This window comes from Pseudomonas phytophila, from assembly GCF_025643095.1.
Taxonomy (GTDB): Bacteria; Pseudomonadota; Gammaproteobacteria; order Pseudomonadales; family Pseudomonadaceae; genus Aquipseudomonas; species Aquipseudomonas quasicaspiana.
Genome location: NZ_CP081201.1, coordinates 2,061,171 through 2,074,542, shown reverse-complemented (window position 1 = coordinate 2,074,542; position 13,372 = coordinate 2,061,171). Strand labels below are relative to the sequence as shown.

The following is a 13,372-nucleotide window of genomic DNA, read 5'->3' as shown; positions in this document are numbered from 1 at the left end:
GAGCTGCCGAAGGCTGCGATGGCGTCAGGTCAGGTAACATTTTTCGCTGAGACACCGCATCGCGGGCAAGCGCGCTCCTACAGGGTTGAGATCAACCTGTAGATGATCCATCAACGAACAAACACCAACCGCTCTGGCACGTCTACATCCCACAGCACACCCGGGTCATCGACCTCTATCTGCTGAACGCAGCCATCCTTGAACAGCCGTCGTGCGCCCTGATCGCCACTCAACTCCATCAGCGCCGGACCATATCGACGACCAAAACCCACCGGATGACCCCGCTCGCCGTTTACCACAGGCACAGAAATCTGACCGTCCTCCATTGAGGCAACGATGTTATGCAGGGTCTGAGGCAGGATGAACGGCATGTCACCCAGAACGATCAACCAGGCACGATGATCAGGTTGGGCTGCCACCGCTGCAGCGATGCTGTCGCCCATACCCGCTGAAGCCAGCATGGACAGCTCGCAGTTGTATTGATGGGCAAGTGCGATGACCTGTGAGCAATCAGGTCGGGCAATCAACAGAATCCTGTCGACAACCCCTTGCAGGTTGACGAGGACCTGTTCCAGCAATGGACGCTCGACTCCGTCACGGCCGATGCAACGAGCAAGCAGCTTGCTCTGACCTTTTCCGGCAATGGCTTGAAACCGACGACCCTCTCCGGCAGCGAGCACGATGGCGCACACAGTGTTGGTCATGGTTACTCCCTTCCAGGGTATAGGTGATGACTACACAACACTTACAGTATTTTTTGCGTGCGCAGACCTAGATTCTGTAGGAGCGCACGAGCACCGCGAGGCCGCGATGGCGTCCTGTCTGACACACCGCCATCGCGGCCTCGCGTTGCTCGTGCGCTCCTACAACCATCTTTTTTAATTCAGCTCAATAAAGATTAGGTTCCATTTCAAGCTCCACACCGAAGCGCTTGGCAATGTCCGCCTGAATACGCTCGGCCAAAGCATGCAACTGCAAGCCCGTGGCCTGACCGTAATTGACCAGCACCAGCGATTGCAAACGATGCACGCCAGCATCGCCTTCGCGGTAGCCCTTCCAGCCAGCCTGCTCTATAAGCCAGCCTGCTGCGAGCTTGACCTGGCCATTTGGCTGTGGATAACCCACCAGCGCGGGGTGCTTGAGCCGAATCTGTTCGGCCAGCTCGGCAGGCACCAGCGGATTCTTGAAGAAACTGCCCGCGTTACCCAGCACCGCTGGATCCGGCAGCTTTTCACTGCGAATGGCGCAAATAGCGTTGCTAACGTCGCGAGGCGTCGGTTGCTGAATGCCCTGCTCTTCCAGGCGTTGGCGCACAGGACCGTAGTCCAGATGCAACTCGGCACTGAAATTGAGGGTGAAGCGAACACGCAGAATCAGCCAGCGGCCGGTTTCATGCTTGAACAGGCTGTCGCGATAACCGAACGCACATTCCTCAAGAGAGAATTCGCGCAGCTCGCCAGTCTGTCGGTCAAGCGCAGTCAGGCTGTGAAACACGTCCTTGATCTCGACCCCATAAGCACCGATGTTCTGCATGGGCGCAGCACCGACCGTACCGGGAATGAGACTGAGATTTTCCAGCCCCGCGAGCCCCAAATCCAGGCACGACTTCACGAACGGATGCCAAGGTTCGCCTGCTTCGGCCTCAATGACCGCGCGCTTGCAATCCTCCCGGACGATCCGGATACCACGGCTGGCCATGCGCAGCACGAATGCCTGAACGTCACCGGTCAGCAGCAAGTTGCTGCCACCGCCGATGACCATCAATGGCAGGTCATGCTCCACGCTGTAGGCCAGAGCCTGGCGCACATCGTCGTCGTTATGGGCTTCGGCAAACAGCTGCGCAGTGACATCAACGCCAAAGGTGTTGAACGGCTTGAGTGAAACAGCGGACTGCAATTGCAACGTCAAACCTCCAGCAGGCGGCGCACGCGCTCAAGGTCTTCCGGGGTATCAACACCGGCTGGCGGGGCTTCCAGCGCGTCGGCAACGTGAATTCGTATGCCGTGCCAGAGCGCACGCAGCTGCTCGAGATTTTCCGTGTCTTCGAGCCAGCAAGGGCCCCAACTGACGAAATCATGCAGGAAGCCTGCACGATAAGCGTAGATACCGATATGCCGACGATAGGGTACGCCCGCAGGCAATTGCTCACGATCTCTGGCCAAGGCATCCCGCGCCCAAGGCAACGGCGCGCGACTGAAGGTCAGCGCCAGACCATTGATATCGGACACCACTTTTACGACGTTCGGGTTGAACAGCGCCGCCACGTCATCAATAGGCTCTGCCAGGGTGGACATGCGCGCTTCAGGGTGAGCCGCAAGATTGGCAGCGACCTGATCAATCACCGCAGGCGGGATCATCGGTTCATCACCCTGGACGTTGACCACGATGGCGTCCGCTTCCAGGCCCAATTGCGTGGCGACTTCCGCCAGGCGATCAGTGCCGGAGTTGTGATCCTCACGGGTCAACAGTACTTCCGCACCAAAAGCCTTGCAGGCCTCAACGATACGCGCATCGTCAGTGGCGACCACAACCCGCGCCGCGCTGCTTTTACGTGCCTGTTCCCAGACATGCTGGATCATCGGCTTGCCAGCAATCTCTTTGAGCGGTTTGCCCGGAAAACGGCTGGACCCGAAACGCGCCGGGATGACAACGGTGAACACTGCGGTCATTTGTCCAGACGCTCGTCGGTGGACAGCGTGCGCGCTTCACTTTCCAGCATCACCGGAATGCCGTCGCGAATCGGAAAAGCCAGGCCTGCGCCTTTGCTGATCAGCTCGGTTTTATCGGCACTGAGTTTCAGCGGCCCCTTGCAGACAGGGCAAGCGAGGATGTCGAGTAATTTGGTGTCCATAAGAAATCCTGAGCGAATCATGGCAAAAGACGTAACAACTGCGAATCGAACCAGCTGACAAAAGCATCCGATGGCACGGCATCCACAGCCAGGTACCACCAGTCGTCCGCCGCGAAGGACCGGCATTTCACGGCATCCTTCTCGGTCATGACAACAGGCAGCGCCGGGGAAAAGGTCAGCGCCTGAGCACTGAAAACAGCATGGTCGGCAAACGCGTGGGTGACCGGTCGCCAGTGTAGCCCTTCAAGGGTATTGAAGAAACGCTGGGGATTACCGATACCGGCCACGGCGTGAATCGCCTGCCCGGCCGGGAAGAAATCCAGCTCTTGGCGCTCGCCGCTGCGCAGATTGACCAGCGCCGACGGTTGCAGCTGAAAGGCATAGCCGTCGTCACGATCAGCACTGGCTCCGTTGTAGAGCAAGGCATCGACGCTCTGGAGACGTTCCACAGGTTCGCGCAGCGGACCAGCGGGCAGACATCGTCGGTTACCCAGCCCACGGGCAGCATCGATCAGCACCAGCTCAAGATCCCGCGCCAGCCGATAATGCTGCAAGCCGTCATCGGAAAGAATCAGGTCCAGCGGCTCACTGTCGAGCAGTGCTTGCACCGCACGACTGCGATCCGGATCAATCATCAACGGTACGCCGCTGCGTTGCACGATCAGCAGGGGTTCATCCCCCGCCTCTGCAGCGCTTTGCTCTGCGGTCACGCGCCACGGCAGGCTCGGCGGTTTGGCACCGTAACCACGGCTGACCACGCCGACCCGCAAGCCGCGGCGGTGACAATGCTCGATCATCCACAGGATCAACGGGGTCTTGCCGGTGCCGCCAATAGTGATATTACCGACGACCACGACAGGCACAGGCGCCTTGTATACCTCACCCTGCCCCGCCAGAAAACGCTCACGCTTGCCCTGCACGACTCGCCGATAAAGGCTCTCCAGCGGACGCAACAGCGTCAACGCCGGATGGCCTTTGTACCAGGCGTCGAGCAAACGATCAGAAAAGGCCATCAGTTAGCGGGCGCAGCTTCGACCGTGGTCATGCGCAGGTGGCTGAAACCCAGCTTGCCTGCGGCGTCCATGGCGGTGATCACCGACTGATGCGGGGTTTTACCATCGGCACTGATCGACAGCGGCAGGCTGGTATCACCCGCGGATTCACGCTGAAGCGCATCGATCAGGGTCTGCAGGTCGTTCTTCGGCAGCAACTGGTTGTTCACCGAAAAGACGCCATCAGCGTTGATGGTGATGTCCAGATGCTTGAGATCGGCATCGGTTTCCGGAGCGCCGGTCACCGCTTGCGGCAGGTCGACGCGCAACTGGGTTTCGCGAGTGAAGGTAGTGGTCACGATGAAGAACAGCAGCAGAATGAACACCACATCGATCAACGATACGAGGTTGATGTCGATGTTCTCTCTGGCCTTGCGACGACGAAACTTCACTTTTTACGACCCTCGCCCCGGGCCTGCGACTTGAGGTCAATTTTCGGATCGTTCAGGTCGACTTCGCGATCGCCCTGCACCACTTCCACCAGCTTGATGGCTTCCTGTTCCATGCCGACCACCAGCTCGTCGACCCGGCTTTGCAGGTAACGGTGGAAGAAGATCGCCGGAATCGCGACGATCAGGCCCGACGCCGTACAGATCAGCGCTTTGGAAATACCGCCAGCCAGTACCGAGGCATTGGCTGTATTGCCGGTGGCGTTGAACGAACCAAAAATGTCGATCATGCCCAACACCGTACCCAGCAGGCCCAGCAAAGGGGCCATGGCAGCGATGGAGCCAAGCGCACTGAGGTAGCGCTCCAGATCATGAATGACCCGTGCGGCAGCCTCTTCAATGCACTCTTTCATGATTTCGCGGCCATGCCGTGAATTGGCCAGGCCTGCAGCAAGGATTTCACCCAGAGGGGAATCTGCACGCAGTTGCTTGAGTTTTTCCTTGTCGAGTTTCTTGTCCTGAATCCATTGCCAGACTTGCCCTACCAGATGCGGCGGGGTAATGCGGCTAGCACGAAGGGTCCAGAGGCGCTCGATGATAATGCCGACCGCAGCAATGGAACTCAGAATGATCGGCAGCATCATCCAGCCGCCAGATTTGACCAGTTCCCACACAGTGACGACTCCCTCGAAAAATTGGCGCCACTCTAACATAGGGTCGGCGACTCACCGAAGCCTGCGATCGATATCCTTGCGTCAGTCACGCCAGAATCGCCTCTCGGCCCGCTGTGAACGGGGTTTGTCGAACGTACCGAGTTGCAGGCTGATGGCACCCAGGTCGGCGCTGTCCCAGGTGGGAATACCGAACCATTGATAGCGCGCCATGACCAGCGGATGCGGGTGCCCGAAGGCATTATTGCGCCCTCGGGAGATCAACACACCATCAGGAGCGACCGCACGCAGAAAGCTTTTCGAGGAGGAGGTGCGGCTGCCGTGGTGCGGCGCTTGCAACCAGTTGGCACGTACATCAAGACCAGTGTCGATCAGGGCCTGTTCGGCTTCGGCATCAATATCCCCTGTCAGCAACAAACGTTCGCCCCGGGCATCGACCATTAACACACACGAAGCCTGATTCCCCTCTCGGGCATCACTCCAGCGCCAGGTTGAAAACACCACACCGTCCCACTCCCAGCGTTCGTCATTGACGCAGAGTTGCGCTTTCAGCGACGGCGGCAGCCTTTCCAGCTCGCCCCCCAGCACCCGCTTGACCGGCAAGCCTTGATGAACCGCCTGCGCACCACCGGCATGGTCGGCGTCGGCATGGCTGATCAGCATCACATCAAGTTGGCGCACGCCGCTCTTGCGGATGGCGGGTAACACGACCCGTTGACCTATATCAAACTCGCCAAAGCGCGGCCCGGCGTCGTACAGGAGCGCGTGATGTCGCGTGCGCAAGAGAATCGCCAACCCCTGCCCCACGTCTAGATGCAGGACGTCGACTTGACCATGAGGCACGTTTTTCAAGGGCGGGAACACGCAAAGCAGCAACATCGGCCAACCCAGCCCTCGTAACGGCACGCCGCTGGGCAACAGCAACAACACACCGCCCAGCAGACTCAATACCCAGGCCCATAGCGGCATGGCAGTCGGCACCCAGGCGGGCAACCACTCGGCGACCCACCCGAGAAATCTGAACAACCATTCCAGCGCACCACCCGCCAGCCACAACAGCCCTTCACCCAGATAAGGAACCGGCAGCAGCAAGGTCCCGAGCAGCGCAGGCGGGAGGATCAGAAAACTCACCCAAGGCACCGCGACAAGATTGGCAAACGGACCACTCAAACTGATGGGCAGATTCAGCGCCAGCAACACCGGCAACAAACCAATGGCGATCAACCACTGGGCGCGGGTCCAGCTTTGCAGCCAACTCCAGGCACCCAGCCGCCCGCCAAATATCAGAATCAGGATTGCAACAGCGATAAAGGACAGCCAGAAACCCGGCTGCAAACTGGCCAACGGCTCGAACACCAGCACGGCATTCAGCGACAGCAGCAGCGGCAAGACAGCCCCTAGATGCCGAAAACGCAACCGCCAAAGCAAGACCATGCCGACCATCACGCACGCCCGGCGTACCGGCACTTCAAAGCCCGCGAGCAAGCCGTACCCCAGCGCGGCAATGAACGCCAGTCCGCACGCCCATGGCAACCAAGGCAGCGCGCGCGGCCATAATCCCCAACGTGCCAGGCCTGCGATCAGCGCGTACATCACAGCGGCCAGCAACCCCACGTGCTGCCCGGATATGACCAGAAGATGCACGGTGCCGGTGTCTTGCAGGATCTGCCAGTCGACCGCGCTGAGTCCCGAGCCATCACCCAGAACCAGCGCGGCCAGACCGCCTTCACGACCCTGCGCATCAACCGCCAGCAAACGCTGGCGTATCACATCCCGCCAGCCTGAACGGGCAAATGCCAGCTGCTGTCCATCGGCGACTGTGCCTGTAGCGCCGATACGCTGGGCCAGCAGCCAGGCCTCGTAATCAAAAGCATGTGGATTGGCCAATCCGCCGGGGCGCTTGAGCTTGACCGCCAGACGCCAGCGCTCGCCACTGCGAATTTCCGGGCCGCCATACCAGGCCACGCGCACGCGCTCCGGCAATTTAAAGCGTCGAGATTGCAGGTCTTCCAGCTCAAAGCGCACTACGCCTTCGGCAACGGCAGGCAAACCGACGACCTTGCCTTGTAACCACACGGTCTGGCCGTCCAGCCGTGGTGAAAGACGATCATCCAGTGCCCATTGAGCCGAAACGCATGCCCAGGTGAATCCGAATAAAAAGAAAGCCACCGGGTACGTGCGAAAGGGCAACAGCATCAAGGCCAGCACTGGCATGCACAGCAACACCCAGACCGGGGGCAATGCCGGCAAGAAGCGTAAAGCCAACAAACCCAAGGCCAGCGCGAACATCCCTGTGCGCATAAGAAGCTCATCCCGATAACGTCGAAGGTCCCTTTACGGCTTAGCTCAGCCAGGTGAATACGTCGGGATCAAGTGTCACAAGGTCTTAGGCGGCATATGTCGGGGGCGAAAAAAACGCCCGTCTTGCGAGGGGCGTTTCTTCTGACTGCTGAGGTTTACTGCGGCTTGCGACGACCGAAACCCGGGCGCTGACCCGAACCCGATGCCGGGCCACGGCGCTTGCCGGACGGCGCGTCATCGACCAGGGTGATGCCCGGGCGTTTCGGCGACGGCTTGGCCGGACGCTTGTTCATGTCACTTGGACGCTCAGCCACTGGCGTGCCACGGCTATTGTCGTTGCGAGTATCACTGCGACCATTGGCTGGACGTGGCGTGCGTGGCGCCGACTTGTTAGGGTCGTTGCGCTGACCACGGCCGGAATCCGTACGCGGTGCGGCTGGACGCTGGGCGCGATCACGGTCACTGCCGGTCACTTGCGGCTGACGTGGAGCACGCTCGCCAGTCGGAGCACCGTCCTTGGCCGGACGCAGGGTGCGCACGCGCTCGCCTTTGCCCAACGGACGAGACGACTGACGCTGCAAGCGCTCCATCTTGTCCTTGGTCTTGGCGTTCATCTGCGGCTGAGCCACGGGCGTGAGGCCCACTTCAGCGCTGAGGATGTCCACCTCGTACTGACTCATTTCGCGCCAGCGACCCATCGGCAGGTCGGAATTGAGGAACACAGGTCCGTAGCGCACACGCTTCAGACGGCTGACCACCAGGCCCTGGGATTCCCAGAGACGACGTACTTCACGGTTACGGCCTTCCATCACCACGCAGTGATACCAGTGGTTGAAGCCTTCACCGCCCGGCGCTTGCTGGATGTCGGTGAAACGAGCCGGACCGTCTTCAAGAACAACGCCAGCCTTGAGCCGCGCGATCATGTCATCGTCCACTTCGCCACGTACACGCACAGCGTATTCACGGTCCATTTCGAAGGACGGGTGCATCAGGCGGTTGGCCAGTTCACCATCGGTGGTGAACATCAGCAGACCGGTGGTGTTGATGTCCAGACGACCGATGTTGACCCAGCGGCCTTCTTTTGGACGCGGCAGGCGATCGAACACCGTCGGGCGACCTTCAGGGTCGTCACGGGTACAGATTTCACCGTCCGGTTTGTTGTACATGATGACGCGGCGCACCGTTTCGGCGGCCTCTTCGCGTTTGATGACGCGGCCGTCAACGGTAATCGCATCGTGCAGATCGACGCGTTGACCGAGGGTCGCGTCCTTGCCATTGACCTTGATACGGCCCTGGCTGATCCAGGCTTCAACGTCGCGACGCGAGCCTACGCCAATACGTGCCAGAACCTTCTGCAGCTTTTCGCCTGCGGGTCCGATTTCCTGGCTGTCCTGCTTGTCTTGTTCACTCATCTGGGCACCTCCCGGTGTGTCGATTCAGGGGACGCCGAGGACCGGCGCAACCTGTTGCCTGGGCTGTGGATAGCCACGAGGCGTAATACTGAAAAACTTCTGGCGCTAAACTCATCACGAGCAGAATCGCCAAAAGGTCGCGAATGATACGCTCACATAACGCTTTGCGCATTAGACGCTAGACGAAAATTTGCGCCTTACTTCTTTTTCCGCCGACCGGCACCTTTAAAAGCCTTCATGCGAACGGCAGCTTCTTTCAGCACGTCACGGCGCTCGTCCTTGTCCATCTTCTTCCAGGCCTTGATTTCTTTCTTGCTGCGGCCACAGCCGATGCAGATATCGGCGTCGAATTTACAAAGGCTGATGCAGGGGTTCTTGGTGTCGCTCATGAGTCGTGCCCTGCATGAATGAACGCTGTTTGACCTGCAGGAGCTGCCGAAGGCTGCGAAAGCGGTTTGTCTGACTCACTGCTTCGCAGCCTTCGGCAGCTCCTACAGGGGATCGGTATCGTCCTCTGGCTTTTTATCCGCCTCATCCGGCAGCAAATCATCAAAGTCGATCTTCAGACCCTGCTCCATCGAGTCGAGTTCGACCAATAAGCTGCGGAAGCTGGTTTCGTCCCTCGGCGGCTCGGGCTCGGCGTCAGGATCGGCGCTGGCGTCCGCAAGAGCTTGCAGATGCGCAGGCACCGGAGCGTCTTCGAAATCCAGAACCGGGTCCGGCTCCAGCTCACGCAGATCAGCCAGCGGCGGCAGGTCGTCGAGATTTTTCAGGTTGAAGTGATCAAGAAACGCCTTGGTGGTTGCAAACATCGCAGGCTTGCCCGGGACTTCGCGATAACCGACCACCCTGATCCACTCGCGCTCCAGCAGGGTCTTCACAATATGGCTGTTGACTGCCACGCCGCGCACATCCTCGATTTCACCCCGAGTGATCGGTTGACGGTAGGCAATCAACGCCATGGTTTCCAGCATGGCTCGGGAATAGCGCTGCGGACGCTCTTCCCAGAGACGACCGACCCAAGGGGAAAACTTTTCGCGAATCTGCAGGCGATAACCGGAGGCCACTTCCTTGAGCTCGAAAGCCCTGCCCTCGCAGGATTTACCCAGCAAGTGCAGGGCTTTCTTGAACACCGGCGGCTCAGGGCGCTCGCCCTCTTCGAACAACTCGTAGAGACGCTCCAGCGATTGCGGCTTACCCGAGGCCAACAGAAAAGCTTCGAGCAGCGGAGCCAGCTCGCGGGGTTCGTTGAGATTCATTGATCAGCTCTTATTCGGCTCGCGCCCGCACATGGATGACTGCAAACGGTTCGTTCTGTACCAACTCCACCAGTGACTCCTTGACCAGCTCCAGCACGGCCATAAAGGTCACGACGACACCCAGGCGCCCCTCTTCGGCAGTAAACAGCTCGGCAAACGGCACAAAGCCGCCGCCCTTGAGTCGTTCCAGCACATCACTCATGCGCTCACGGGTGGACAGGGCTTCGCGGCTGACCTGGTGGCTTTCAAACATATCGCCACGGCGCAAAACCTCAGCCATGGACATCAATAACTCTTCGAGGCTGACTTCCGGCAACAGCTTGCGGGCCCGCGCTTCCGGTGCATCAAGCCTGGGCACGACGACGTCACGACCGACACGGTTCAACTGGTCGATACCTTCGGCGGCCACCTTGAAGCGCTCGTACTCTTGCAGACGACGGATCAGCTCAGCACGCGGGTCGTCTTCCTCCTGCTCTGCCTCGGCAGAACGCGGCAGCAGCATGCGCGACTTGATCTCGGCCAGCATGGCGGCCATCACCAGGTATTCGGCAGCCAGTTCCAGGCGCACCGTCTTCATCAGCTCGACGTAGCCCATGTACTGCTTGGTGATTTCGGCCACCGGGATATCAAGGATGTCGATGTTCTGCTTGCGGATCAGGTACAGCAGCAAGTCCAGCGGCCCTTCGAACGCCTCCAGAAAGACTTCCAGCGCATCCGGCGGAATGTACAGATCCATCGGCATCTGCATGACCGCCTGGCCGTAGACCATGGCGAACGGCAGTTCCTGCTGAGCGTCGGCCTGACTGTCGACGGCTTCTACGCTGGTCATTAAACCTCGACACCGAAAGGTGAAGGGTCGCCGCAACCGACACGGACCACTTCAGGCTCGTCACCGGTCAGATTGATCACTGTCGAGGCAGAAATACCGCCCATGCCGCCATCGATGATCAGATCGACCTGACGCTCAAGGGTCTGGCGCATTTCATAGGGATCGCTCATCGGCACGCTTTCCCCCGGCAGGATGAGGCTGACACTCATCAGCGGCTCGCCCAGCTCTTCCAGCAACGCCTGAGCGATGGGGTGCTTCGGTACCCGCAGGCCGATGGTCCGGCGCTTCGGGTGCAGAATCAGCCTCGGCACTTCGCGGGTGGCGTTGAGGATGAACGTGTACGGGCCCGGCGTATGGGCCTTGAGCGCCCGAAAGGCACCGGTATCGACTTTCGCGAACAGCCCCAGCTGGGACAGATCACAGCACATCAACGTGAAGTTGTGCTTGTCGTCCAGTTGCCGAAGACGGCGAATGCGCTCGATGGCGCTTTTATCGCCGAGCTGGCAGCCCAATGCGTATGACGAATCAGTGGGATAGATCACCAAACCGCCCGCTTTGATAATTTCCACGGCCTGTTTGATCAGGCGCGCTTGCGGGTTCTCCGGGTGGACCTGGAAAAATTGACTCACGGTATCTTCCTGTTCAGAAGGCAGCAGTAGACTGATCATGTTTGAACCGGGACCAAAGGGGCGGCAGGTCTTCGGGCACAGGACGATAGGTGCCTATCTCGGACCAGCCACCAGGAGCATGGAAGTCACTGCCGGCAGACACCAGCAGGCCAAATTCACGCGCCAGAATGGCCAGGGTTCCAACCTGTTCGGCAGGTTGCAGGCCATTGACTACTTCAATCGCATGACCGCCCGCTTCAATAAACGCGGCGACCAGCTTACGACGCTTACTACGGGTGAAATCATAATGCACGGGGTGCGCAAGACTGACCCAGGCCCCGGATTCCCGCAAGGTGCCGACGGTTTCTTCCAGCGTAGGCCAATGTTGTTTCACATCGCCCAGTTTGCCCGCCCCCAGCCATTTACGAAAAGCCTCGGCGCGGTCCTTGACGAAACCGGCGCGCACCATGAAGTCCGCGAAGTGCGGACGAGCCGGTGCATTGCCGCTGTCGCCGAGCTCCTGCTGGATGGCCCGAGCACCTTCCAGCGCCCCGGGCATACCTTTGATCGCCAATTTGCGACTGATTTCTTCGGCCCGCAACCAGCGGCCGTCATGCAAACGAGCAATAGCCGCCACCAGAGCCGGTGCATCCATCGCAAAGCCGTAGCCCAGAATATGGATGGTCGCACCGCCCCAGGTGCAGGAAAGCTCAACCCCGTTTACCAGTTGCATACCCAGTGAAAGCGCCGCAGTACGGGCTTCTTCCAGGCCTTCGAGGGTGTCGTGATCCGTCAGGGAAAGGACGCGCACGCCATTCTCGTAAGCACGGGCAACCAGAGCCGTAGGCGCAAGTGCGCCATCGGAGGCGGTGCTGTGGCAGTGCAAGTCAACATTCATAGGTAGCGCTTTCGCTGTCATTGATGTTTGTTATTATGCCGTCACATCCTGCTTCTGGCTGCCATTGTGAAACAATTCATCGACTTCATCCCGCTGCTGCTGTTTTTCATCGTCTACAAAATAGAGCCTCGTGCTGTCGAAATCCTCGGCAACACTTACACGCTGGGCGGTATTTTCAGTGCGACCGCCATGTTGATCATCAGTTCGGTGGTGGTCTACGGCATTCTGTTTTTCAAACAGGGCAAGCTGGAAAAAAGCCAGTGGCTGACACTGGTTGCCTGTCTGGTGTTCGGTAGCCTGACCCTGGCCTTCCACAGCGAGACTTTTCTCAAATGGAAAGCTCCGGTGGTGAACTGGCTGTTCGCGCTGGCATTTGCCGGTAGCCACTTCATCGGCGACCGCCCGTTGATCCAGCGCATCATGGGTCACGCGCTGAGTCTGCCGAAGCCAATCTGGACCAGACTGAACATCGCCTGGATCATCTTCTTCCTGTTCTGCGGTGCGGCCAACCTTTATGTGGCGTTCACTTATCAGGAATTCTGGGTGGACTTCAAAGTATTCGGCAGCCTGGGCATGACCCTGGTGTTCCTGATCGCTCAGGGCCTGTACCTTGCCAAACACATGCAAGACCCTGCTTCCCCGCCGCCAACGACAAAAACCGAGGACTGACATGCTCTACGCAATCATTGCCACAGACGTCGAAAACTCCCTGGAAAAACGCCTGAGCGTACGTCCTGCCCATCTGGATCGCCTCAATGCGCTCAAAGATGAAGGCCGTCTGATTCTGGCAGGACCCAACCCGGCGGTGGACAGCAACGACCCTGGCGCAGCAGGCTTCTCCGGTAGCCTGATCGTTGCCGAGTTCGAATCCCTGAGCGCGGCAAAAAGCTGGGCCGAGGGGGATCCTTTCGTCACAGCTGGCGTGTACGCCAATGTCATCGTGAAGCCTTTCAAGAAAGTCCTGCCTTAAGCATCCCGCCCGCACAGTGTCGTAATCGCTGCCCTCCCAGGGCAGCGATTACAGATTCTCCCCCTCTGACGCTAATCATTCTCAACGCCCTGCCGACAACCTGCTGAATGTTCTATAAAAACACTGCCGCCC

At 59.3% G+C, this 13,372-nt stretch carries 16 protein-coding genes; 2 read left to right on the top strand and 14 right to left on the bottom strand.

From position 1 onward, the window contains the following. Nucleotides 1-110: 110 nt before the first annotated feature. From K3169_RS09225 to K3169_RS09160, 14 genes are all read right to left on the bottom strand, one after another. Nucleotides 111-704 carry an NTP transferase domain-containing protein gene (locus K3169_RS09225; protein ID WP_263271126.1) on the bottom strand — a complete coding sequence of 198 codons (594 nt, stop codon included), beginning with the start codon at nt 702-704 and terminating at the stop codon, nt 111-113. A 184-nt stretch (nt 705-888) separates the two neighbouring features. Continuing rightward, nucleotides 889-1,908, bottom strand: coding sequence for a UDP-N-acetylmuramate dehydrogenase (gene murB, locus K3169_RS09220; RefSeq protein WP_263271124.1), 1,020 nt, complete (start codon nt 1,906-1,908; stop codon nt 889-891). Further along, nucleotides 1,905-2,669 carry a 3-deoxy-manno-octulosonate cytidylyltransferase gene (gene kdsB, locus K3169_RS09215; RefSeq protein ID WP_099269609.1) on the bottom strand — a complete coding sequence of 255 codons (765 nt, stop codon included), beginning with the start codon at nt 2,667-2,669 and terminating at the stop codon, nt 1,905-1,907. The genes murB and kdsB overlap by 4 nt, the downstream gene beginning before the upstream one ends. Next, entirely contained in the window at nt 2,666-2,851 is a 186-nt protein-coding gene (locus K3169_RS09210) for a Trm112 family protein (protein WP_027898761.1), read from the bottom strand. Before K3169_RS09210 ends, kdsB begins: the two co-directional genes overlap by 4 nt. 17 nt (nt 2,852-2,868) lie before the next feature. Next, on the bottom strand, nt 2,869-3,864 hold the full coding sequence (gene lpxK / locus K3169_RS09205) for a tetraacyldisaccharide 4'-kinase (RefSeq protein WP_231665717.1): 996 nt from the start codon (nt 3,862-3,864) through the stop codon (nt 2,869-2,871). Then, nucleotides 3,864-4,295 carry an ExbD/TolR family protein gene (locus K3169_RS09200; protein WP_027898763.1) on the bottom strand — a complete coding sequence of 144 codons (432 nt, stop codon included), beginning with the start codon at nt 4,293-4,295 and terminating at the stop codon, nt 3,864-3,866. Before K3169_RS09200 ends, lpxK begins: the two co-directional genes overlap by 1 nt. Then, nucleotides 4,292-4,966 carry a MotA/TolQ/ExbB proton channel family protein gene (locus K3169_RS09195; RefSeq protein WP_027898764.1) on the bottom strand — a complete coding sequence of 225 codons (675 nt, stop codon included), beginning with the start codon at nt 4,964-4,966 and terminating at the stop codon, nt 4,292-4,294. Before K3169_RS09195 ends, K3169_RS09200 begins: the two co-directional genes overlap by 4 nt. Before the next feature lie 81 nt (nt 4,967-5,047). After that, on the bottom strand, nt 5,048-7,264 hold the full coding sequence (locus K3169_RS09190; protein ID WP_263271120.1) for a DNA internalization-related competence protein ComEC/Rec2: 2,217 nt from the start codon (nt 7,262-7,264) through the stop codon (nt 5,048-5,050). Nucleotides 7,265-7,419: 155 nt separating this feature from the next. Further along, nucleotides 7,420-8,676, bottom strand: a complete 1,257-nt coding sequence (gene rluB / locus K3169_RS09185; RefSeq protein WP_099269606.1) for a 23S rRNA pseudouridine(2605) synthase RluB — start codon at nt 8,674-8,676, stop codon at nt 7,420-7,422. A gap of 197 nt (nt 8,677-8,873) precedes the next feature. Beyond that, on the bottom strand, nt 8,874-9,065 hold the full coding sequence (locus K3169_RS09180; RefSeq protein WP_027898767.1) for a DUF1289 domain-containing protein: 192 nt from the start codon (nt 9,063-9,065) through the stop codon (nt 8,874-8,876). 102 nt (nt 9,066-9,167) lie between these two features. Beyond that, nucleotides 9,168-9,935, bottom strand: a complete 768-nt coding sequence (gene scpB / locus K3169_RS09175) for an SMC-Scp complex subunit ScpB (protein ID WP_231675718.1) — start codon at nt 9,933-9,935, stop codon at nt 9,168-9,170. Between the two features lie 10 nt (nt 9,936-9,945). After that, entirely contained in the window at nt 9,946-10,644 is a 699-nt protein-coding gene (locus tag K3169_RS09170; RefSeq protein ID WP_263272249.1) for a segregation and condensation protein A, read from the bottom strand. A 119-nt stretch (nt 10,645-10,763) separates the two neighbouring features. Further along, on the bottom strand, nt 10,764-11,393 hold the full coding sequence (locus K3169_RS09165) for an L-threonylcarbamoyladenylate synthase (protein WP_027898167.1): 630 nt from the start codon (nt 11,391-11,393) through the stop codon (nt 10,764-10,766). A 13-nt stretch (nt 11,394-11,406) separates the two neighbouring features. Further along, nucleotides 11,407-12,270, bottom strand: coding sequence for a PHP domain-containing protein (locus K3169_RS09160; protein WP_027898168.1), 864 nt, complete (start codon nt 12,268-12,270; stop codon nt 11,407-11,409). 66 nt (nt 12,271-12,336) lie between these two features. On the opposite strand from K3169_RS09160, the gene K3169_RS09155 reads away from it, so the two are divergent. Both K3169_RS09155 and K3169_RS09150 read left to right on the top strand, forming a co-directional pair. Next, nucleotides 12,337-12,939, top strand: a complete 603-nt coding sequence (locus K3169_RS09155; RefSeq protein ID WP_027898169.1) for a septation protein A — start codon at nt 12,337-12,339, stop codon at nt 12,937-12,939. Nucleotide 12,940: 1 nt separating this feature from the next. After that, nucleotides 12,941-13,240, top strand: coding sequence for a YciI family protein (locus K3169_RS09150; RefSeq protein ID WP_263271116.1), 300 nt, complete (start codon nt 12,941-12,943; stop codon nt 13,238-13,240). Nucleotides 13,241-13,372: the final 132 nt, after the last annotated feature.